At 72.1% G+C, this 20610-nt stretch carries 17 protein-coding genes; 8 read left to right on the top strand and 9 right to left on the bottom strand.

Annotated features, from left to right (window positions below; all coding sequences use genetic code 11):
* The first annotated feature begins 251 nt into the window (after positions 1–251).
* The gene (gene groES, locus ACH4MY_RS30955; RefSeq protein ID WP_003998759.1) at positions 252–560 is read left to right on the top strand and encodes a co-chaperone GroES; all 309 of its coding nucleotides are present in this window, start codon (positions 252–254) and stop codon (positions 558–560) included.
* Between the two features lie 131 nt (positions 561–691).
* The gene (gene groL, locus ACH4MY_RS30950; RefSeq protein ID WP_398007069.1) at positions 692–2314 is read left to right on the top strand and encodes a chaperonin GroEL; all 1623 of its coding nucleotides are present in this window, start codon (positions 692–694) and stop codon (positions 2312–2314) included.
* A gap of 92 nt (positions 2315–2406) precedes the next feature.
* On the opposite strand, the gene ACH4MY_RS30945 is transcribed toward groL, so the two are convergent.
* Positions 2407–3105 carry an ester cyclase gene (locus ACH4MY_RS30945; protein WP_398007068.1) on the bottom strand — a complete coding sequence of 233 codons (699 nt, stop codon included), beginning with the start codon at positions 3103–3105 and terminating at the stop codon, positions 2407–2409.
* A gap of 46 nt (positions 3106–3151) precedes the next feature.
* On the opposite strand from ACH4MY_RS30945, the gene ACH4MY_RS30940 reads away from it, so the two are divergent.
* Positions 3152–6613 (top strand): hypothetical protein, encoded by a 3462-nt coding sequence (locus ACH4MY_RS30940; RefSeq protein WP_398007067.1) that lies wholly within the window; start codon positions 3152–3154, stop codon positions 6611–6613.
* On the opposite strand, the gene ACH4MY_RS30935 is transcribed toward ACH4MY_RS30940, so the two are convergent.
* The 5 genes from ACH4MY_RS30935 to ACH4MY_RS30915 form a co-directional block, all read right to left on the bottom strand.
* Positions 6590–7612: a hydroxyacid dehydrogenase gene (locus ACH4MY_RS30935; RefSeq protein ID WP_398007065.1), complete on the bottom strand. Its 1023-nt coding sequence runs from the start codon at positions 7610–7612 to the stop codon at positions 6590–6592. The two genes, ACH4MY_RS30940 and ACH4MY_RS30935, sit on opposite strands and share 24 nt — an antisense overlap.
* Positions 7613–7629: 17 nt before the next feature.
* Positions 7630–8484: a carbohydrate ABC transporter permease gene (locus ACH4MY_RS30930; RefSeq protein ID WP_398007063.1), complete on the bottom strand. Its 855-nt coding sequence runs from the start codon at positions 8482–8484 to the stop codon at positions 7630–7632.
* A complete protein-coding gene (locus ACH4MY_RS30925) occupies positions 8481–9425 on the bottom strand; it encodes a carbohydrate ABC transporter permease (RefSeq protein WP_398007061.1) in 945 nt (314 codons plus the stop codon). The genes ACH4MY_RS30930 and ACH4MY_RS30925 overlap by 4 nt, the downstream gene beginning before the upstream one ends.
* Before the next feature lie 4 nt (positions 9426–9429).
* Positions 9430–10746, bottom strand: coding sequence for an ABC transporter substrate-binding protein (locus ACH4MY_RS30920; protein ID WP_398007059.1), 1317 nt, complete (start codon positions 10744–10746; stop codon positions 9430–9432).
* Positions 10747–10869: 123 nt separating this feature from the next.
* Positions 10870–11967 carry a substrate-binding domain-containing protein gene (locus ACH4MY_RS30915; protein WP_398007057.1) on the bottom strand — a complete coding sequence of 366 codons (1098 nt, stop codon included), beginning with the start codon at positions 11965–11967 and terminating at the stop codon, positions 10870–10872.
* 175 nt (positions 11968–12142) lie between these two features.
* Here ACH4MY_RS30915 and ACH4MY_RS30910 point away from each other — a divergent pair, with 175 nt between their 5' ends.
* Both ACH4MY_RS30910 and ACH4MY_RS30905 read left to right on the top strand, forming a co-directional pair.
* A complete protein-coding gene (locus ACH4MY_RS30910) occupies positions 12143–14065 on the top strand; it encodes a DUF2264 domain-containing protein (RefSeq protein ID WP_398007055.1) in 1923 nt (640 codons plus the stop codon).
* A complete protein-coding gene (locus ACH4MY_RS30905; protein ID WP_398007053.1) occupies positions 14062–15615 on the top strand; it encodes a right-handed parallel beta-helix repeat-containing protein in 1554 nt (517 codons plus the stop codon). Before ACH4MY_RS30910 ends, ACH4MY_RS30905 begins: the two co-directional genes overlap by 4 nt.
* A gap of 13 nt (positions 15616–15628) precedes the next feature.
* Here the strand turns inward: ACH4MY_RS30905 and ACH4MY_RS30900 are convergent, their stop codons facing one another.
* Both ACH4MY_RS30900 and ACH4MY_RS30895 read right to left on the bottom strand, forming a co-directional pair.
* Positions 15629–16402, bottom strand: a complete 774-nt coding sequence (locus ACH4MY_RS30900) for an SDR family NAD(P)-dependent oxidoreductase (RefSeq protein ID WP_398007051.1) — start codon at positions 16400–16402, stop codon at positions 15629–15631.
* Between the two features lie 95 nt (positions 16403–16497).
* On the bottom strand, positions 16498–17172 hold the full coding sequence (locus tag ACH4MY_RS30895; RefSeq protein WP_398007050.1) for an MOSC domain-containing protein: 675 nt from the start codon (positions 17170–17172) through the stop codon (positions 16498–16500).
* Positions 17173–17253: 81 nt separating this feature from the next.
* On the opposite strand from ACH4MY_RS30895, the gene ACH4MY_RS30890 reads away from it, so the two are divergent.
* On the top strand, positions 17254–18147 hold the full coding sequence (locus ACH4MY_RS30890; RefSeq protein ID WP_398007048.1) for a LysR family transcriptional regulator: 894 nt from the start codon (positions 17254–17256) through the stop codon (positions 18145–18147).
* Between the two features lie 146 nt (positions 18148–18293).
* Here ACH4MY_RS30890 and ACH4MY_RS30885 read toward each other — a convergent pair whose 3' ends face one another.
* On the bottom strand, positions 18294–18689 hold the full coding sequence (locus ACH4MY_RS30885) for a WhiB family transcriptional regulator (protein ID WP_398007046.1): 396 nt from the start codon (positions 18687–18689) through the stop codon (positions 18294–18296).
* Positions 18690–19122: 433 nt separating this feature from the next.
* Here ACH4MY_RS30885 and ACH4MY_RS30880 point away from each other — a divergent pair, with 433 nt between their 5' ends.
* Complete coding sequence (locus tag ACH4MY_RS30880; protein ID WP_003948568.1) at positions 19123–19734, top strand: response regulator transcription factor; 612 nt, start codon at positions 19123–19125, stop codon at positions 19732–19734.
* Between the two features lie 243 nt (positions 19735–19977).
* The gene (locus ACH4MY_RS30875; RefSeq protein WP_308439803.1) at positions 19978–20580 is read left to right on the top strand and encodes a sigma-70 family RNA polymerase sigma factor; all 603 of its coding nucleotides are present in this window, start codon (positions 19978–19980) and stop codon (positions 20578–20580) included.
* The last annotated feature ends 30 nt before the right edge of the window (positions 20581–20610 follow it).

Below are 20610 nucleotides of genomic sequence, written 5' to 3'. Positions count from 1 at the left end.
ACCCTGTGCGGAACCGGGCCGCCCGTCACGGGCTTTCCCCGGCCTTCCCCCACCGCGACGGAACCGCCACGAGTGAGGAATTGGCACTCCGCTTGACCGAGTGCTAATCGCGGTCATAGTCTCGGCTCTGGCACTCACCACTGGAGAGTGCCAACAGAGCGACGGGCAGGTCCGGCACCCGCGACGACGGATCCACCTGGTCGCCACCTCAGACAGTTGACCCCGAGATCTCCGAAGGGGGAGGTCGGATCGTGACGACCACCAGCTCCAAGGTTGCCATCAAGCCGCTCGAGGACCGCATTGTGGTCCAGCCGCTCGACGCCGAGCAGACCACCGCCTCTGGCCTGGTCATTCCGGACACCGCCAAGGAGAAGCCCCAGGAGGGCGTCGTCCTGGCCGTGGGCCCGGGCCGTTTCGAGAACGGCGAGCGTCTGCCGCTCGACGTCAAGACCGGCGACATCGTGCTGTACAGCAAGTACGGCGGCACCGAGGTGAAGTACAACGGCGAGGAGTACCTCGTCCTCTCGGCTCGCGACGTGCTCGCGATCATCGAGAAGTAATTCACCGAAGCACCGAAGTACCGAAGTACCGAGCACCCAGCAGATGCTCAGAGCTGCGCCCCGAGGCCCCTTCCAGGCGCCCCGGGGCGCGGTTCGTTCCACCCCGATTCCGAGAGGGCTGAACCGCTCCCATGGCGAAGATCCTGAAGTTCGACGAGGACGCCCGTCGCGCCCTTGAGCGCGGCGTCAACAAGCTTGCCGACACGGTGAAGGTGACGATCGGCCCCAAGGGCCGCAACGTCGTCATCGACAAGAAGTTCGGCGCCCCCACCATCACCAACGACGGTGTCACGATCGCCCGCGAGGTCGAGATCGAGGACCCGTTCGAGAACCTCGGCGCCCAGCTGGTGAAGGAGGTGGCGACCAAGACCAACGACATCGCGGGTGACGGCACCACCACCGCCACCGTGCTCGCCCAGGCCCTGGTCCGCGAGGGTCTGCGCAACGTCGCCGCCGGTGCCTCCCCGGCCGCCCTGAAGAAGGGCATCGACGCCGCGGTCAAGGCCGTGTCCGAGGAGCTCCTCGCGACCGCCCGCCCGATCGAGGACAAGTCCGACATCGCCGCCGTGGCCGCGCTCTCCGCGCAGGACCAGCAGGTCGGCGAGCTCATCGCCGAGGCGATGGACAAGGTCGGCAAGGACGGTGTCATCACCGTCGAGGAGTCCAACACCTTCGGCCTGGAGCTGGAGTTCACCGAGGGCATGGCCTTCGACAAGGGCTACCTCTCGCCGTACATGGTCTCCGACCAGGAGCGTATGGAGGCCGTCCTCGACGACCCGTACATCCTGATCAACCAGGGCAAGATCTCCTCGATCCAGGACCTGCTGCCCATCCTGGAGAAGGTCATCCAGGCCGGCGCCGGCAAGCCGCTGCTGATCATCGCCGAGGACATCGAGGGCGAGGCCCTGTCGACCCTGGTCGTCAACAAGATCCGTGGCACCTTCAACGCCGTGGCCGTCAAGGCCCCCGGCTTCGGTGACCGCCGCAAGGCCATGCTCGGCGACATCGCCACCCTCACCGGTGCCACCGTCATCGCCGAGGAGGTCGGCCTCAAGCTCGACCAGGCCGGTCTCGACGTGCTCGGCACCGCCCGCCGCGTCACCGTCACCAAGGACGACACCACGATCGTCGACGGTGGTGGCGACTCGTCCGAGGTGGCCGGCCGCGTCAACCAGATCAAGGCCGAGATCGAGTCCACGGACTCGGACTGGGACCGCGAGAAGCTGCAGGAGCGCCTGGCGAAGCTCGCCGGCGGCGTCTGCGTCATCAAGGTCGGCGCCGCCACCGAGGTGGAGCTGAAGGAGAAGAAGCACCGTCTGGAGGACGCCATCTCCGCGACCCGCGCCGCGGTCGAGGAGGGCATCGTCTCCGGTGGTGGCTCCGCTCTGGTCCACGCCGTCAAGGTCCTCGAGGGCAACCTCGACAAGACCGGCGACGAGGCCACGGGTGTCGCGGTCGTCCGCCGCGCCGCCGTCGAGCCGCTGCGCTGGATCGCCGAGAACGCCGGCCTCGAGGGCTACGTCATCACCTCGAAGGTGGCGGAGCTCGACAAGGGCCAGGGCTTCAACGCCGCCACCGGCGAGTACGGCGACCTGGTCAAGGCCGGCGTCATCGACCCGGTGAAGGTGACGCGCTCCGCCCTGGAGAACGCCGCCTCGATCGCCTCCCTCCTCCTCACCACCGAGACCCTCGTGGTGGAGAAGAAGGAAGAGGAGCCGGCGGACAACGGCCACGGTCACGGCCACTCGCACTGACGCGCGCCCCACTGATCACCGAGGCGGCAGGCCGTCTCCGATCACCGAGGCCCGGTGCCCCCGTCGCGGGGGCACCGGGCCTCGGCCCCGTTTCACCCCTCGACGGCGCCGAGCTGGCCCATCAGACCGAGCAGGTCGTACTGCCACCAGCCCTCGACGATCTTCCCGTCGTCGCGGAAGCGGTGAATGACCGTCCCGGTCATCGTCACCTCCATGCCGGTGGGCTGGAGCCCCATGAAGTCCCCGGTGTGGCTGCCCTTCCAGGTCCAGCGGGTGCAGACCCGGTCCCCCTCGGCGATCTGGTCGTCGACGGTGAAGCCGAAGTCGAAGCCGCCCCGCCACATCTCCACCTCGCGCCGGACCGCGTCCATGCCCATGACGTCCTGCTCGTTCGTCGGGTCGTGGTCGTGGTAGCCCTCGGCGAGCACCTCGTCGAGCAGAGCGAGCTCCGGCTCCTCCGCGAACATCTCCATGAGCCGCCGGGCGTTGCTCTTGTACAGCCCCTCGTCCCGGACCACGTCCAGGTCGGTGAAGGTCGGCATCTCGTCACAGAGCGCGACCATCTCGCGGAAGATCCGGTCGGTCTCGGGCAGCTGCGAGTTCCGCATCGCCACGTCGTAGGACGGGAACTCGACGATCTCCACGAGATGCGTGGCATCGGCCCGGTCCTTGCCGAGAACGCTGTGCGTGGCCGTCCGCTTGCCCTTGGTCTGCTCGATCCAGCGGTCCATGAGCCGGCTCATGTCGTCGACCCGGCTGGTCTTGAAGTCGATGATCTGCGTGAACGTCATGACGCCTCCCGACCCAGGTGGGATCTTCCCAGTCTAGGTTGGGTGCATGGCGGGGGCAGGGGGAGATCGGCCGGTCACGGTCGACAACGAGTCGGGCGTCGTCGTGATCGGCGACGGCAACCAGGTCGTGTTCGGTACCGGGGCCACGGTCCGCTCGGCGTACCGGGAGCAGGTGCGGCGCATCGCCCCACCCGAACTCGTCGGCCGTGAGGAAGAGCTGGCCGAGCTGGCCGCCTTCTGTCGTACGGGGGACGGGTACCGGTGGTGGCGGGCGGACGCCTGGGCGGGGAAGACGGCGCTCATGGCCCGGTTCGTGCTCGCCCCGCCCGCCGGGGTGCGGATCGTCCCCTTCTTCGTCACCGCCCGCCTCGGCTCCCAGAACGACGTCTCCGCGTACGTCGACGTCGTCCTGGAGCAGCTCGCGGAGCTCGCGGGCGAGGGCCTGCCGACGCTGCTGACGGCCGCGACCAGGGAGGCGCACCTCCTGCGCCTGTACGCCGCGGCCGCGGCGACCTGCGCGGCGCGCGGCGAGCGACTGGTCCTCCTCGTCGACGGCCTCGACGAGGACCGGGGTGTCACGACGGGCCCGGACGCCCACTCGATCGCCGCCCTCCTCCCGTACGACCTGCCGGTCGTCGTCGCCGGCCGGCTCAACCCCCCGGTCCCGGCCGACGTCCCCGAGGACCATCCGCTGCGCGATCCGGCGATCGTCCGGCTCCTGGCACCGTCGCCGAAGGCGCGGGCGATCAAGGTGGAGGCGGAACGCGAACTGAAGCACCTCCTGGCCGGCGGCGGCCTCCCGTACGAGCTTCTCGCCCTTCTCACGGCGGCGGGCGGCGGCCTGACGGCGGACGACCTGGCGGAGCTGACGGACGAGGTGCCGTATCGGGTCGGGGACGTCCTCCGCACGGGACCGGGGCGGACCTTCGCGGTACGGGGCGGGGCGTACCTGCTCGCGCACGAGGAACTCGCGGAGAGCGCACGGGACATGCTGGGCCGCCGCGAGCAGGAGCGATGGCGGGCGGCGCTGCACGCCTGGGCGGAGCAATGGCGCGCCCGAGGCTGGCCCGGTGGCACCCCGGGCTACCTCCTGCACGGGTACTTCCCGATGCTGCGGACGGCCGGGGACCTGGACCGGATGCTCGCCTGCGCCCTCGACGCGGCGCGGCACGACCGGCTCCAGGAGGAGACCGGTGGTGTCGGCGAGGCACTGGCGGAGGTCCGTGCGACCGGCGAGGCGGTCCTCGAACGCGGCGACCGGGCGGAGCTCGTGACGACGATGCTGCTGCTCGCGTTCCGGCGTGACGAGCTGACACGGCGCGCCGGTGACATCCCGGTCGAGCTGGCGGCGGCGTGGGCGGCGGCGGGGCGGACCGACCGGGCGACGGCTCTGGTCCGCAGCGAGGGCCGGCTGGAGACGGTGCACGGACTGTGCGCCGTCGCGCACAGGCTCCTGGAGGTGGGGGACCGCCCGGCCGCCGACCAGCTGGTGACGGAGGCCGGGGAACTCGTCCTGGCCGAGGGAATCCGCTCCGAACGTGACGTGCTGACGCGGTACTTGATGCCGGTGCTGCTCGCGGCCGGTGAGCTGGACCGTGCCGAGCGGTGCCTGAAGGGCGTCGAGAGCGCGATGGTGCGCGAGCACCTGCTGCCGCCCGTCCTCGACGCGCTCTGCGCGGCCGGGCTCTACGAGAGGGCCGCCGCGCTCGCCGAGGACGGGAACTCCCTGCTCCGGGTCGCGTCCGTCGCGCGCGTGGCGGGAGCGCTGGCCGCGGCCGACCGCGCCGCGCAAGCCGAACATCTCGTGCGCGAGGCGGCCGCCCGGGACACGTACGCCGCCGTCGAGCTGCTTCTCGACGGCGCCAGAGCCCTGCGGGCCGGCGGCCACGAGGAACGGGCGGACGCGCTCCGCTCCGAGGCGCTCGCCGGCGTCCGCGCGGAGCCGAGGGCCCACCGGATGTTCGGGACGGCGCGTGCGCTGGCCGCCGCGGGAGAGCTCGACTGCCTCGACCGCTGGACCCGGGAGCTGTTCCACGAGCCGGGGCCCGGCCGGTGGGGCGACGAGTTCGCCGAGGCCGGTCTCTGGGAACGGGCCCGGAAGGCCGCCGCCGAGGTGCCCGGAGCGGTCGGCGACAGGATTCTCCATCGGGTCGCCGAGGGGCTCGTCGCCGCCGGGCGTCTCGACGAGGCGGAGGCGGTGCTGGAGGAGTCGGGGCACGGGACCCCGGTGCGCCTGTGGGTCACGCTCGGGAAGGCCCGGCTCCGCGCGGGCGATCTCGACGGGGCGGGTGCGGTCCTCGACCGTCTCGCCGGGGAGTGGCACGCGGATCTGCTCGCCGGGTACGCGCGGGAGCTCTGCCGTGCGGGCCGGCGCGAGCGGGCACACGCCCTCGTGGACGGCGCCCGGAAGGGTGCCGTGGTGAGCGTGGGGATCGCGGACGGCCTTCTGGACGCGGGCGACCGGGCGGCGGCGCGGGAGCTGCTCGCCGCGGCCGAACGGACGCTGCGGGCCCCCGGTCCCGAGACGATCGCCGAGACGCTCATCGGGGCGGCGCGTGCGCTGGCGGCTGCGGACCGCCGGGAGGCGCGGTCCCTGCTGGCCGCGGCCGCGCCCCACCAGGCGGACGACCGGGCCCCGCGGTTCGCCGCCGCGCTGGTGGCGGTGGGCGAGGTGGACCGTGCGGAGGAGCTGGCCACCTGCCGGGACGGCACGACCTGGACCCTGTGGACGGGGACCCTGGTCGAGGCCCGTCTCGCGGAGGGGGACCACGACGCGGTGGTCCGCCTGGCCCGCAACGGCGGACTGCCCTCCGGGCGGACCCTGGACGTGGCCGTTCGAGGCCTGACGGAGGCGGGGGACTGGGACCGGGCCGCGCTCCTGCTGCGGGAGGGCAGCTCGTTCGACCAGGCACGGATGTCCGTGACCTCGGCCGTGGCGCTGGCGCGGGCCGGACGGAGGCACGAGGCGGCCCACCGGCTCGCGGAGGCGGGGGCCGTCCGGCCCGGCAGGTTCGGTGACGGCCTCCTCCCCGACCGTGTCCGCGTGCTGCTCGCCCTGGGCCGGCGCGAGGAGGCGGAACGCCTGGTGGGCCGGGCCCGGGCGGAGGCCGCGCCGTCGCGTCCGGACGGCTGGGCGCGCCACGTCGCCGAGGCCCTCGTCCTCCTCGGCTCGTACGAGGAGGCCTGCTGCCACGCCCGGGAGGCGGTGCCCGACCATGCCGAAGAGCTGCTGCTGTCCGTCGCCGGGAACCTCGTCCGGGAGGGAGCCCATGAGTGGGCGGACCGGCTCCTCGGCGGACTGCACTCCTCCGGGCCCCGGTGCGCCGCGGTCTACGCCGCCCTGGCGTGCGTCCACCCCGACCCGGTCCGGGCCCGGGAGTGCGCGGCGCTCGCCCTGCACCTCGGGTCCTGGTCCGACGGACTGCCCGCCGTTCTCCACCACGCGCCCGAGGCGGTCTCCCTCGCCCTCGACGAGGCCGACCGCCTACGCCGAGCGCTGGAGGTCTGACGCCCTGACCTCCTCCGCGAACGGTTCGCCCCGGACGTACCGCCCCACCTCCTCCAGGGCCTGATCCGTCATCCGGTGCAGTTCGTTGCCGAGGGAGCCCGCCACGTGCGGGGTGAGGAGGACGTTCGGGAGGGCGTAGAGAGGGGAGTCGGGGGCGGGGAGTTCCGGGTCGGTGACGTCGAGGACGGCGTGGAGGCGGCCCGTGAGGAGGTGTGGCAGGAGGGCGGTCTCGTCGACGAGGGAGCCGCGGGCCGTGTTGATGAGCGTGGTGCCGTCGGGCATCGCCGCGAGCTGGGCGGCGCCGATCATGCGGTACGTGGAGGGGAGCTGGGGCGCGTGGACCGAGACGACCGAGCTGCGGGCGCAGAGGTCGTCGAGGTCCGTCACCAGCTCCACGCCGGGCGGCGGGACGTCGGCGTACGGGTCGTACAGGAGGATCTCGAAGTCGAAGGGGCGCAGGAGGTCGATCACCCTGCGGCCGATGCGGGACGCGCCGACGATGCCGACCGTGCGGCGGTAGTTGCCCCAGGCGGCGGACTCGGTGAGCCAGGCGTGGTCGGTGCGGAGTCCGGCGTACCGCTGGGCGGAGCCGAGGACCCGTTTCCCGGCGAAGAGGATCGCGGCGAGGGTGTACTCGGCGACCGGCAGCGCGTTGGCCGCGGCGGCCGAGGTGACGCGGAGGCCGCGGTCCCAGCAGGCGTCGGTGACGTGGTGCTTGACCGAGCCGGCCGCGTGGATCACGGCCCGGAGGCGCGGCGCGCGGTCCAGGATCTCGGCCGTGAGCGGGGTCGCGCCCCAGCAGGTGAGGAGGATCTCGGCCTCGGCGAGGGCTGCTGCGACGCGTGGGTCGGGGCCGGTCAGGTCGTGGGCCACCAGGTGGGGGTCGGTGCGGGTGAGGGTCGCGAGGCGGGTGCGGTGGGCGGCCGTGAGGAGGCGGTCGGCCACCCCTTCGCCCATGGCCAGCAGCAGCGCGGGGCGGTTGTCCGTGGTCGGGTGCATCGTGGTACCTGTGCTCCTCACTTGACGCTGCCGGCCGTCAGACCGGCCTTCCAGTGGCGCTGGAGGGAGACGAAGGCGACGACGAGGGGGACGACGGCGAGCAGGGATCCGGTGACGACGAGGGGGTAGAAGTCGGGTTCGGCGTGGGCGTTGCTGTTCCACGCGTACAGGCCGAGGCTCAGGGGGTAGAGCTTCTGGTCCGACAGCATCACCAGAGGGAGGAAGAAGTTGTTCCAGACGGCGGTGAACTGGAAGAGGAAGACGGTCACGAAGCCGGGCATCACCATGCGCAGGCCGATGGACCAGAAGACGCGCAGTTCGCCCGCTCCGTCGATGCGGGCTGCCTCCAGGGCCTCGTCGGGGATGTAGCCGGCGCAGAAGACCCGGGACAGGTAGACGCCGAAGGGGTTGACGAGGACGGGGATCAGGACGGCCCAGTAGGTGTTGACGACGCCGACCTCGCTGGCCAGGAGGTACATCGGCAGGGCGAGCGCGGTGGTGGGGACGAGCACGCCGAGGAGGACGAGGCCGAAGAGCTTCTCCTTGCCCCGGAAGTCGTAGACGTGGAAGGCGTATCCGGCGGCGACGCTGACGAGCGAGCAGGCGAGGGCGCCGAGTCCGGCGTACAGGAGGCTGTTCAGGTACCAGTGGAAGTAGATGCCGTCGTTGTACTCGGCGAGCCGGGTGAGGTTGCCGCCGAGGTCGAAGCCCTCGAAGGAGAAGGCGTTTCCGGCGAGGAGGCCACCGGCGTCCTTGGTGGCTGCGGTGAGCAGCCAGACCAGGGGGAAGAGCATGTAGACGACGGCGAGGAGGAGGGAGCCGTTGACGGCCGTCTTGGAGAGCCACCGGCTGGGGGCGCGGGTGCCGCTCATGCCGTGCGCTCCTTCCGCGCGGTCAGGGGCTTCCGGGCCGGCGCGGGCTTCCGGGCCGCTCCCGCCTTGCGGCGGCCCGTCATCCGCGTCACCGCGAAGGAGAGCAGCGCCGCCGTCAGGGCGAGGAGTACGGACGCCGCCGCGGCGAGCCCGTAGTCGTTGCGGTCGAAGGCCGCGGTGTAGGCGTACATGTTCGGCGTCCAGGTGGAGGTGACGGCGGATCCGGTGCCCTTGTTGAGGATCAGCGGCTCGGTGAAGAGCTGCAGGGAGCCGATGACCGTGAAGAGTCCGACCATCGCGAGCGAGGCCTTGACCAGCGGGATCTTGACGGAGAAGGCGATGCGCCAGGCGCCGGCCCCGTCGACGGTGGCCGCTTCGAGGACGGAGCGGTCGATGGCCTGGAGGGCCGCGTAGAAGATGACCATGTTGTAGCCGAGCCACTCCCACAGGGCGATGTTGACGACGGACGGCAGGGCGCCTTCGGGGGAGAAGAAGTCGAAGCCGATGCCTCCGGCCTCCATGGCCTGTACGACCGGGCTGAGCTGGGGCGTGTAGAGGTAGACCCAGATCAGGGCGGCGATGATGCCGGGGACGGCGTGCGGCAGGAAGAGCGCGAGCTGGAAGAAGCGGCGGGCGCGGGCGAGCGCCGAGTCGAGCAGGAGGGCGAGGCCGAGGGCCCCGGCGAGCAGCAGCGGGATGTAGAGCAGGCAGTATCCGAGCAGGACGCCGAAGCCCTCGCGGAAGGCCCGGTCACCCAGCGCCGCGGTGTAGTTGTCGAGGCCGGTGAAGACGGTCTCGGTGCCGCCGAAGCCCAGTCCGGACTGCTTCTCGGTGAAGAGGCTGAGCCAGACCGCGTATCCGATCGGCACCACCATCACCGCGGTGAACAGCAGGAAGAAGGGGGTCAGCAGGATCGTGGCGGCGCGGGTGCGGGCCTTCATCCGGTCAGCCCTCGACCTTCAGGCCGCGCTTGGTGAGTTCGGTGACGGTGGCGTCGTGACCGGCCTTGACGGCGTCGGCGATGCCGGGACCGCCCTGGGCGATCTTGCCGAAGTGGTCCTTGATGGTGGTGTTGGTGGTGCCGGTGGTCGGGCCCCAGGCCCAGTGGGGGCTGATGGACGCTCCCGCGGCCTCGAAGAGGGCGTAGATGTCCTGGCCGCCGTAGTAGCTCGCGTCGAAGGCCTTCTTGGCGACGGGGCGCAGCGCGGCGGCGGCGGGGAAGGCGGAGGAGGTGCCGGAGGCGATCCGGGCCTTGATCCCGTCCTCGGTGGTGGACATCCACTCGGCGAAGGTGACGGCCGCGGCCTTCTGCCTGCTGTCCTTGGTCACGGCGAAGGAGGTGCCGCCGAGCATGCCGCTGGCGGGCTTGCCGTCCCAGCTGGGCATGGGGGCGACGGCCCACTTGCCGTCCTGCTCGGGCAGGGTGCCCTTGAGGACGCCCGCGCCCCAGGAGGCGCCGAGGTAGCCGATGGTGGTGCCGTTCTTGAGGGAGCCGGTCCACTCGGGGCTGAAGGAGGCGTTCTTGTGGACGAGTCCGGCGTCGAGGAGGCCCTGCCAGTAGCCGGCGACCTTGGTGGTGGCCGCGTCGGTGGTGTCGATCTTCCAGGTGTCGTTCTCGGCCTTGAACCACTGGGCGCCGGCCTGCCAGGCCATCGCCTCGAAGGTGGTGGGGTCGTCAGGGAAGAAGGTGCCGATACGGGCCTTGGCGTCGGCCTTCTTGACCTGCTCGGCGGCCTTCTTGAACTCGTCCCAGGTGGTGGGGACCTGGACCTTGTACTTCGCGAAGAGGTCCTTGCGGTAGAAGAAGGCCTGCGGGGCGGCGTCGAAGGGGACGGCCCAGGACTTGCCGCCGAGGGTGGTGAGTTCGACGGTCTGGGGGAGCAGCTTGGCGCGGTCGGCCTCGGTGAACTCGCCGCCGATGTCCTGGAGGGCGCCGGAGCTGACGAACTCGGGGAGCGAGGAGTACTCGATGGAGACGAGGTCGGGGGCGTTGCCGGCCTTCACGGCGTTGGAGATCTTGGCGTAGCCGCCGGCGGTGCCGGAGGGGATCTCCTCGAACTTCACCTGGATGTCGGTGTGGGAGGCGTTGAAGGCGTCCACGACGTCCTTGGAGCCCTTCGCCCAGCCCCAGAAGGTGATGGTCACGGGCCCGGTGGGCTTGTTCGCGGTGTCGTCACCGCTGCCGCCGCAGGCCGTGAGGACGGCGAGGGCGGTGGCGGTGCCGGCTATGACACGGGACGTTCTGCTCCAACTACGGGTCACGGCGCGACTCCTGAGGGCGGGCGGCTGGGAGGTTGTGGCCGTGATCCTGTGACCGTTCATGACCGAAGTCAAGAGCGAAAGATTGATTGATCGAAAAAAGATCAGACCTGAACGGGCGGGAGCTCAGGCGGACGGCGTCGAGCGCGCCCCGCACGAGTCCCGCACCCGGAGCCTCGGCAGCAGGCCCAGATGACGCCGCGCCGCGTCCTCGTCCGGGCCCTCGGTGAGCCGCTCCACCAGGAGTTCGGTGGCGTGCCGCCCCACCTGCCGCTTCGGCGGCGCGACCGCCGTCAGCGGAGTGTCGGCGAGCGCCGCCACCTCGTCGTCGTACGCGATCAGGGCAAGGTCCTGCGGCACCCGTACGCCCAGCTCGGCGAGGCGCTGCACGATCTCGATCGCGTCCACGTCGTTGTGGACCAGGGCCGCGCTCGCCAGCCCCGAACCGACCGCCTCGTGCAGCGCGCGCACCGCCCGCTCGAAGCCCTCCGGGTCCGCCTCGGCCGGTACGGAGTCGATGACGGGCCGCGGCTCCGCCAGGCCGAGCGTCCCCAGCGCCTCGGCGTAGCCGGTGCGCACCGCGAGCGCGGTCGGGGAGTCCCGGCGGGCCACCAGCAGCGGTGTCGCGTGGCCGAGGGAGAGCAGATGGCGCAGGGCGAGCAGAACGCCGTGGCCGTGGTCGGAGGCGACCCGGTCGAGGCCGTCGAGCGGACTTCCGGGCTCGGCCCGGCGCTCCAGGAGCACCGCCGGTACGGGGAGTTCGGCCAGCCAGTCCCCGTACGCGAGCAGGTCCTCGGGCCCCCGCCAGCCGGGGGCGACGAGCACGCCCTCGGCGCCGGCCGCGAGCAGCCCCTCGGTGCGGGCCCGGTCCTCCTCCGGCCGGTAGTCCGAGACGCGCAGGACCAGACGGGCCCCGGCGCGGGCGGCCGCCTCGTGCGCACCCCGGATGACCTCGGCGAAGTAGTACGTGGCGGAGGGGGCGAGCAGGCCGAGGACCAGGCCCTCGCCGGGCCGTCCGCCGCCCTGCGCGCCCTGCGACCGGGGCCAGGACACCTGGCCGTGCACCCGGTCGAGCAGGCCCCGGCCGGCCAGCAGTTCGACGTCGCGGCGGGCGGTGACGGGGGAGACCCCGAGCCGCTCGGCCAGCTCGGCGACGCGGGCGGTGCCGCGCTCGCGCACCAGGGCCAGCAGTCGGTCGTGTCGTTCGGCAGCACTCTCGCGCACGGCGCAGTTCCCCCTCGCGGTGATGGTGGTTCCCCGACCTTAGTTCACACCCGGCCTCAAATGATCGAACGGTGGGAATTTCGATCATTCGCTCCGATTCCCTTGACGTTCGATCGGAGCCTGTTCAGGATTCCCGGCGACGCAGACGTCACCGCAGGGAGCCTCAGGGAGCATCATGCCCACGCCGCCCGAGAACCGTGAGCTCAGCCCGTACACCGGCTGGACCCGTGCCCACTGGGAGACCACGGCCGACCGACTCCTTCTGGCGGTACGCCCGTTCGCCTCGCCGCACCACGGGCTGATCAACCTTCCGGGACCCCGTCCCAGCTGGTCCGGAGCCCGCTCCGACGGCCTGGAGGGCTGGGCCCGCACCTTCCTCCTCGCCGCCCTCCGCGTCGCCGGCGGCAGGGGGGCGGACCCGTACGGCCATCTCGACCGGTACGCCGAGGGCCTCGCGGCCGGCACGGCGAAGCCCGGCACCGACGACCCCGACTCCTGGCCCCGCACCACCGACACCCGTCAGGCGATCGTCGAGGCCGCCTCCGTCGCCCTCGGCCTCCGTCTCACCCGGCCCTGGCTCTGGGACCGGCTCGACGACCGCACCCGCGAGCGGGTCGCCGACTGGCTCCGCCCCGCCCTCGGCCCGTCCCCCGTCGACAACAACTGGTGGCTCTTCGGCCTCACCGTCGCCGGCTTCCTCCAGGACGCCGGCGTCGACACCGACCGGGCCGCCGTCACCGTCGACCGCTCCCTCGCCCGTATCGAGGACTGGTACCTCGGCGACGGCTGGTACAGCGACGGCGACAACCGCGCCTTCGACCACTACAACGCCTGGGCCCTGCACTTCTACCCCGTCCTCCACGCCCACCTCGCCGGTGACCGGGAGCTTCTCGACCGGTACGGACCCCGGCTGCGGGCCCATCTCGACGCCTACACCCACCTCTTCGACGGCAACGGCGCGCCCCTCCCGTACGGGCGGTCCCTGATCTACCGCTTCGCCGCGGCCGCCGCACCCTGGCTCGGCACCCTCACCGGACACACCCCGCTCACCCCCGGCGCCACCCGCCGCCTCGCCTCCGGGACCCTGCGGTACTTCCTCGACCGCGGTGCCACCGACGCGAACGGGCTCCTCACCCTCGGCTGGCACGGCCCCTGCCCGCCGCTCGTCCAGGAGTACTCGGGACCCGGCTCCCCCTACTGGGCGTCCAAGGGTTTCCTCGGTCTGCTCCTGCTCGCGGACCACCCGGCCTGGACCGACCCCGAGGAACCCCTGCCCGCCGAACGCGCCGACACCGTCCGCCCCTTCGCCCCGGCCGGGCTGCTCGTCCAGACCACCGCCGCCGACGGGCTCGTACGCCTCCACAACCACGGCAGCAACCACGCGCACAGCGCCGAGGCGGGCGAGGACGACCCCGGCTACGCCCGCCAGGCCTACTCCACGCGCACCGGACCGCTCTCCGGACCGGCCCCCGGATCAACCGCCGGACCCGCCCCCGCCGACAACCACTTCGCGCTGGTCGTCGAAGGGAGGCCCACCACCCGGGGCCCCGCCGCCCCCGTCGGCACCGGGCCCGGCTGGGCCGCCTCCCGGCACACCCCGTACCCCGGCGTCCGGGTCCTCTCCGCGATCCTCGCCCACGGCCGCGCCGAGGTCCGCGCCCACCTCGTCCTCGGCGCCCCGGAGGGGACCCCCGTACTGCAGACCGGCTGGGCCACCACCCCCGAGGGGCCGTCGGCGCAGCTCCACCCGGTCCACGGCTATCCCGCGGACCGCGAGGCCGTCGAACTCCCCACCGGGGAGACCCTTCAGGGACCCGGCAGCCGCACCCTCGCCCTGCACGGCGTCACCGGCGGCCCGTCCGCCCTCTTCGTCGCCCTCGCCTCACTGACCGCCGAGCCCGCCCCGGCGCCCGTGTCCGACCTCGCGAACGTCCGGGTCACCGGCCACACCCTGCACGTGACCTGGCAGAACGGAACCACCGCCCGACTGGACCTGGACGCGAGCGACGATCCCGACCCTCGCGACGCCCCCGATCCCGATCCCGGTCCTCGCCACGATCCCGACCCTCGCGACGCCCCCGAACCGGAGGATCTGTGACCCAGCGCCGTACGTACACCGCGCTCGCCGCCCTGACCCTGTCCCTGCTCGCGGCCGCGCCCGCCCAGGCCGCGCCCCCGCCCGGCCACCGTCACCACGTCGACTGCTCGGCCACCACCGCCGGCGACGGCAGCGCCCGGCGGCCCTGGAGCAGCCTCGCCGAGGCCAACGCCCATGCCTACGGCCCCGGCGACCGGCTCCTGTTCAAGCGCGGCACCACCTGCGTCGGCACCCTCCGGCCCCAGGGCTCCGGCTCGGCCGCCCACCCCTTCACCATCGCCGACTACGGGTCCGCCCCGAACCGCGCCGTGATCGACGGCAACGGCGCCCACGACGCCGTTCTCCTCGCCGACAGCCAGTACCTGCGTCTCACCCGCCTGGAGATCACCAACGCGGCCGCCCCCGGCAGCGAGCGCAACGGCGTCCGCCTCCGGCTCGCCGACTTCGGCGCCGCCAAGGGCATCACCCTCGACCACCTGTCGATCCACGACGTGCGCGGCGGCGACTTCAAGACCCTCACCGGCTCCAGCGCGATCCACATCGCCGTCGAGGGCACCACCGTCCCCAGCTGGTACGACGGTCTGGACATCCACCACAACGACATCCGGGACGTGGACCGCGAGGGCATCTACTTCAAGTCCCGCTTCTCCAAGCGCGATCTGGTCGGCAACCAGCAGGACCCGAACGCCTACCCCGGTGCCTGGACCCCCAGCCTCAACGTGCGGATCCACCACAACACGCTGACCTCGCTCGCCGGTGACGGCATCAAGATCGACACCACCAGCGGGGCCCGGATCGACCACAACCGCCTCGACGGCTTCCAGCTCCGCTCCAAGGCCGCCAACGCCGGCATCTGGACCTTCAACACCGACGACACCGTCGTCGAGTACAACGAGGTCTCGGGCGGCGGCGGCACCAAGGACGGCATGTCCTTCGACGCCGACGGAGCCTCGAAGGGCACGGTCTTCCAGTACAACCACAGCCACGACAACCAGGGCGGCTTCCTGCTGATCTGTCCCTACAGCGGAGCCAGGACCCTCGGCACGGTGGTCCGCTACAACCTGAGCGTCGACGACGGAGCCCGGCTCATCCAGAACTGCTGGGGCCCCATCCTCGACACGCGGATCCACAACAACACCTTCGTCAACCGGACCACCGTCCCGGCCTTCCTCGTCCAGGACGACGCGGGCAGCCCCGCCACCACCCAGCACGAGCTGTCGATCCGCAACAACGTCTTCGTCAACGCGGGCGCGAGCGGCGGCTACGCCTTCAAGAACCCCACCGCCGGGCTCTCCTTCTCCCACAACCTCTTCCACGGCATCGCCATGACCCGCCCCAACCCCGGCGGCATCGACGCCGACCCGCTGCTCCGCCCCGACCTGAGGCTCTCCGCCGGCTCCCCGGCCCTGTCCGCCGGGACGCTCGTCACGGACAACGGCGGCAGGGACTGGTTCGGAAACGCCGTGTCGGCGACGTCGGTTCCGAACATCGGGGCGTACGAGGGACCGGGTGTCGAGGGACCGGGCGTCGAGGCGCCGGGCGTCGGCTAGCGCGCCGCCGAGGTCACTTCGGCCCGTACTTGCGGCCCGCCTTGGAGGAGACCCCGCCGAGCAGGCCGCGCGGAGCCAGCTTCACCACACCCATGAGGGCCTTGTAGCGGGGGTCGGGGATCGACAGCGACTTCCCCCGCTCCAGGTCCGCGAGGGCCGCCGTCACCAGCTTGTCCGCGTCGAGCCACATCCAGCCCGGGATGTTGTCGGTCCCCATCCCGGCCCGCTCGTGGAACTCGGTCCGTACGAAGCCCGGGCAGAGCGCCATCAGCCGTACGCCGCTGCCCGCCAGGTCCCGGGCCGCGCCCTGGGTGAACTGCACGACCCAGGCCTTCGACGCGCCGTACGTGCCGCGGGGCACGAAGGCCGCCACCGAGGCGACGTTGACCACGGAGCCCCGGTGGCGCTCCTTCATCGAGGCGGCGGCGGCCGAGGTCAGCCGCAGCACCGCCTCGCAGTGCACCGTGAGCATCTTCAGCTCGTCGGCCATGGACACTTCGAGGAAACGGCCCTTGTTGCCGAAGCCGGCGTTGTTCACCAGCATGTCCACCGGCTGCTTGGGGTCCGAGAGCCGGGCCTCGACGGCGGCGATGCCCTTCTCCTCGGCGAGGTCCGCCGCGAGCACCTCGGCCTCGACGCCGTGCCGGTCGTGCAGCTCGGTCGCCTGCTCCCGGAGCCGCTTCATGTCCCGGGCCACGAGCACGACATCGTGGCCGTCCGCGGCGAGTCTCCGTGCGAAGGCGGCCCCGATGCCCGCGGTGGCGCCCGTAATCAGTGCAGTCGTCATACGGGCACGGTAGTGCCCCTCCCGACGGCCCCCGCCCGGGCGTCCGCCCCGTACGCCGACGAGGCGCGCGGGCGTCATCCTCCGCTTACGGGCGACTACGCGCGGGCGTACTTCTCCGTGTACCGGCGTGCGAGCGCGAGGAGTCCGGACTCCATCCACTCGGCGGCGACCAGGGTGCCGGGCAGCAGGGTGCGCTCGGTGGTCGCGGCCCGGTGCAGCAGTGCGACGGTGATGTCGTGGTCGGGGCGGTGGACGACCGTGATCGGGTCCCCGGCCCGGATCTCGCCCGGCACGATCACCCGCAGCAGCGCGCCGGGTCCTGCCTCGGACAGGGTGAACCGCCGGACCCAGCCCTTCTCCTCGACGAAGCCCCCGAACGTACGGCAGGGGATGCGGCCGCCGGTGACCTCCAGGACGACGTCCCCGCCGATCCGCCACCGCTCGCCGATCAGGGCGCCGTTCACGTCGAGGCCGCGGGTGGTGAGGTTCTCGCCGAACGAGCCGTTGGCCAGCTCCCGGCCGAGCTCCCGCTCCCAGCGATCCAGGTCCTCGCGGGCGAAGGCGTACGCGGCCCGGTCGTCGCCGCCGTGGAACCGCAGGTCGCAGACCGTGTCGCCGGCGAGCCCGCCCGTCCCGACGCCGGGCGCCCCGGGGGCCTCGATCCGCACCGCCCCGTCGACGGGGCGCTTGTCGATGGCGGTGAGGCCGGAGGCGGCATCCGTGTAGTCCACGGCCCTGGCGCGGCCCACATTTACGCTGAGCAAGGTCATGTAGGTACTTTACGGGCACCCATCTCAAAGTCGTGGGCGAATATTCACCGCTCGATCCAAGATTCGCTTATGCTGGAGCGCATGATCGAGGCACGTCATCTCCGCGTCCTGCGGGCCGTCGCCGCCACCGGCTCGTTCTCGGCCGCCGCGCGCGAACTCGGCTGCACCCAGCCCGCCGTCAGCCAGCAGATGAAGGCCCTCGAAGCCTCCGCCGGCACCCCGCTGCTCATCCGCACCGGGCGCGAGATGCGCCTCACCCAGGCCGGTGAGGTCCTGGTCCGCCATGCCTCCGGCATCCTCGCCGGGCTCACCGCCGCCGAGGAGGAGGTCGCCGCGATCGCCGGGCTCCGGGCCGGCCGGGTCCGTCTCGTCTCGTTCCCCAGCGGCAGCTCCACGCTCGTCCCCACCGCGCTCGCCGCGCTGCGGGCCGCGCATCCCGGCACCCGCGTCTCGCTCGTCGAGGCCGAGCCGCCGCGCTCGATCGAGATGCTCCGCGAGGGCGACTGCGACGTGGCCCTCGCCTTCCGGTACGGGGCCGGGCAGGCCGAGTGGGACGACCTGGTCGTCCGTCCCGTCCTCACCGACCGGCTGGTGGGCCTGGTCCCCGAGGGGCACCGGCTCGCCGGGGCCGGTTCCGTGGGCATCGCGGAACTCGCCGACGAGGCCTGGATCGCGGGCTGCCCGCGCTGCCGCCGGCAGCTCGTGGACGTCTGCGAGGAGGCGGGCTTCACTCCTCGTATCGACTTCGCCACCGACGACTACCCGGCCGTGGTGGGCCTGGTCGGCGCCGGTCTCGGCGTGGCCGTCCTGCCGGAACTGGCCATCGAGTCCGTACGGCCCAGGGGGGCGCGGACCGTGACCGTGGAGCCGGCCGTGGAGCGGGAGATCGTGGCCCTGACACTGCCCGACCTCGCGCTGGTCCCGGCCGTCGCCGCCACGCTCGACGAGCTGACCCGCACGGCCACGCGCGCGTAGGCGCTGGATTCGTCCGCGCCGCCACGCGCGCGCGGCAGTGCGCGACGCGCGTGGGCGCGGCTCCGGGTCCTGCTTGCCCCAGGGGCCGCGTCCTTCGCGCCCCGTAGGTGATCGTTTGGCTGTCGCTTAGCTGAAGAAACGTTCCTTCACATGCGCTCCGCAATCGGCCGGCCGGCTGCCGACGCCGACGCCGCTGTCGTCATCGATGTCACGGATGCCACGGACGCGACCGACGCCGTCGTCGGCGCCGCTGTGATCAGGCGATTGCGCGCGCGTCCCATGAGCTCTTCGCGTTCGTCCTCGGTGAGGCCGCCCCATACGCCGTAGGGCTCCCGCACGGCGAGTGCGTGAGCCGCGCACTCCGCGCGTACCGGGCACCGCATGCAGACCTCTTTCGCCGAGTTCTCACGCGCACTCCGTGCCGCGCCGCGCTCTCCCTCGGGGTGGAAGAACAGGGAGCTGTCGACTCCGCGGCAGGCCGCGAGGAGTTGCCAGTCCCACAGATCGGCGTTGGGTCCGGGAAGGCGGGAGAAATCTGCCATTGCGCTTGTCCCCTTGAAACCGTGTCGAACGGATAGGTGGGCGGGTGGATGGCTGATGGCCGGGGCTCCTCGGGCCCCGTCGGGTCCGGGTCGGTACACCTACTGTCTAAGTAGATGTAAATATGACTCATTGCGAATCTAGCCACAGACACTGCGAAAAGGGAAGAAATCCCGCTAAATGGGGCATAGCTTTCGATGATGGACGGATCACCCGCGTCGCTCCCCTCCGCGCGCAAGCCCTCACGTAGAGTGCCGAAGGCTGCCGTCCGACCCGTAACTCTTTCGAGTGACCGTCGTTGAGAGTGCGGAGGCGGTTGAAGGAACAAGCGATCGGGCAGGTGTCCGAGAGCGTCAATCGCACAGGTGACGATTACGTACAGCCCTGGAGGCTCAAGGTGACGCGCTACAGCTGCGAGAGCCGCGGAGGTCAGGCATGACATCCGTCCTCGTCTGCGACGACTCCCCGCTTGCCCGAGAGGCGCTTCGCCGCGCGGTCGCGACCGTGCCCGGTGTCGAGCGCGTGACCACCGCGGCCAACGGCGAGGAAGTCCTCCGCCGCTGGGGCGCGGACCGCTCGGACCTGATTCTGATGGACGTACGCATGCCCGGTCTGGGCGGCGTGGAGACCGTCCGCCGGCTGCTCTCCGCGGACCCCGGCGCCCGCATCATCATGCTCACGGTTGCCGAGGACCTCGACGGCGTCGCCCTCGCGGTCGCCGCGGGTGCCCGTGGCTATCTGCACAAGGACGCCTCGCGCGCCGAACTGCGGGCCACCGTCACCCAGGCGCTGGCCGACCCGACCTGGCGGCTCGCCCCGCGCCGGCTCCGTTCGGCCGAGATGGGCGCCGCGCCCACCCTCACCGCGCGCGAGATCCAGGTCCTCGAAGGCATGAGCCACGGCCGCTCCAACGCGGAGATCGGGCGCGAGCTCTTCCTCTCCGAGGACACCGTCAAGACCCACGCCCGGCGTCTCTTCAAGAAGCTGGGCGCCTCCGACCGGGCGCACGCCGTCGCCCTCGGATTCCGCTGGGGCCTGGTCCGCTGAGTCGCAGGTCACCCGCCACATCCCCGTCCTCGTCCACGTCCGTCGTGGGGTGGACGGGGTGGGCTTGTGTCACTTCCCCGCGGAATGCCGCATCCTTGAGATGTGGAGTTCCTCGGGGACGAGTCGATCGAGCGGGACGGGAGGGCGCGGGAGATGAGTGCCGGCGCACCTGCTCATAACGCTTCGGTGCACAACTACGGACGCGGTGCCACGAACGCCGAGGCGTCGGGGCACCATGGAGCGATGCGCGACGACGAGACCGTGGGTTCCCCCATGCCTGCCGGGCAGGGGGAGATCGGCGCGCTCGTCCGTCTCGCGGTCGAAGGCGACGCGCAGGCCACGCACGACCTGCTCGCGCGGGTCCACCCGCTCGCCCTGCGGTACTGCCGCACCCGCCTCAACCGGCTGCCGGGCGACGCCCGGCACTTCGTCGAGGACCTGGCCCAGGAGGTCTGCGTCGCCGTCCTGATGGCGCTGCCGCGCTACAAGGACACGGGCAGGCCCTTCGAGGCCTTCGTCTTCGCCATCGCCGGACACAAGGTCGCCGACCTCCAGCGGGCCGCCATGCGGCACCCGGGGTCCACGGCCGTGCCCTCCGACGAGATGCCCGAGCGGCCCGACGACTCCCTCGGCCCCGAGGAGCGCGCGCTCCTCAGCGACGACGCCGAGTGGGCCAAGAAGCTGCTCGCCAACCTCCCGGAGAACCAGCGCGAACTGCTGGTGCTCCGTGTCGCGGTCGGACTGACCGCCGAGGAGACCGGGCAGATGCTCGGCATGTCACCGGGGGCCGTCCGGGTCGCGCAGCACCGCGCGCTCAGCCGGCTCAGGGCACTGGCGGAGCAGTAGCGAGGGGCGGCCGGCGTTCACCGAACCGGG

Source organism: Streptomyces sp. NPDC017246, assembly GCF_044331325.1.
Lineage (GTDB): Bacteria > Actinomycetota > Actinomycetes > Streptomycetales > Streptomycetaceae > Streptomyces.
Note: the sequence above shows the minus strand (reverse complement) of the source record. Positions and strands in the feature narration are given on the sequence as shown.

Bases quoted from the DNA above. Each gene is read 5' to 3' on its own strand.
- ACH4MY_RS30935 (WP_398007065.1), bottom strand. From the start codon at position 7,612: ATGCACCCGACCACGGACAACCGCCCCGCGCTGCTGCTGGCCATGGGC.
- ACH4MY_RS30885 (WP_398007046.1), bottom strand. From the start codon at position 18,689: ATGGCAGATTTCTCCCGCCTTCCCGGACCCAACGCCGATCTGTGGGAC.
- ACH4MY_RS30910 (WP_398007055.1), top strand. From the start codon at position 12,143: ATGCCCACGCCGCCCGAGAACCGTGAGCTCAGCCCGTACACCGGCTGG.
- ACH4MY_RS30890 (WP_398007048.1), top strand. From the start codon at position 17,254: ATGATCGAGGCACGTCATCTCCGCGTCCTGCGGGCCGTCGCCGCCACC.
- ACH4MY_RS30930 (WP_398007063.1), bottom strand. From the start codon at position 8,484: ATGAGCGGCACCCGCGCCCCCAGCCGGTGGCTCTCCAAGACGGCCGTC.
- ACH4MY_RS30925 (WP_398007061.1), bottom strand. From the start codon at position 9,425: ATGAAGGCCCGCACCCGCGCCGCCACGATCCTGCTGACCCCCTTCTTC.
- groL (WP_398007069.1), top strand. From the start codon at position 692: ATGGCGAAGATCCTGAAGTTCGACGAGGACGCCCGTCGCGCCCTTGAG.
- ACH4MY_RS30880 (WP_003948568.1), top strand. From the start codon at position 19,123: ATGACATCCGTCCTCGTCTGCGACGACTCCCCGCTTGCCCGAGAGGCG.
- ACH4MY_RS30875 (WP_308439803.1), top strand. From the start codon at position 19,978: ATGCGCGACGACGAGACCGTGGGTTCCCCCATGCCTGCCGGGCAGGGG.
- ACH4MY_RS30940 (WP_398007067.1), top strand. From the start codon at position 3,152: ATGGCGGGGGCAGGGGGAGATCGGCCGGTCACGGTCGACAACGAGTCG.
- ACH4MY_RS30895 (WP_398007050.1), bottom strand. From the start codon at position 17,172: ATGACCTTGCTCAGCGTAAATGTGGGCCGCGCCAGGGCCGTGGACTAC.
- ACH4MY_RS30900 (WP_398007051.1), bottom strand. From the start codon at position 16,402: ATGACGACTGCACTGATTACGGGCGCCACCGCGGGCATCGGGGCCGCC.
- ACH4MY_RS30945 (WP_398007068.1), bottom strand. From the start codon at position 3,105: ATGACGTTCACGCAGATCATCGACTTCAAGACCAGCCGGGTCGACGAC.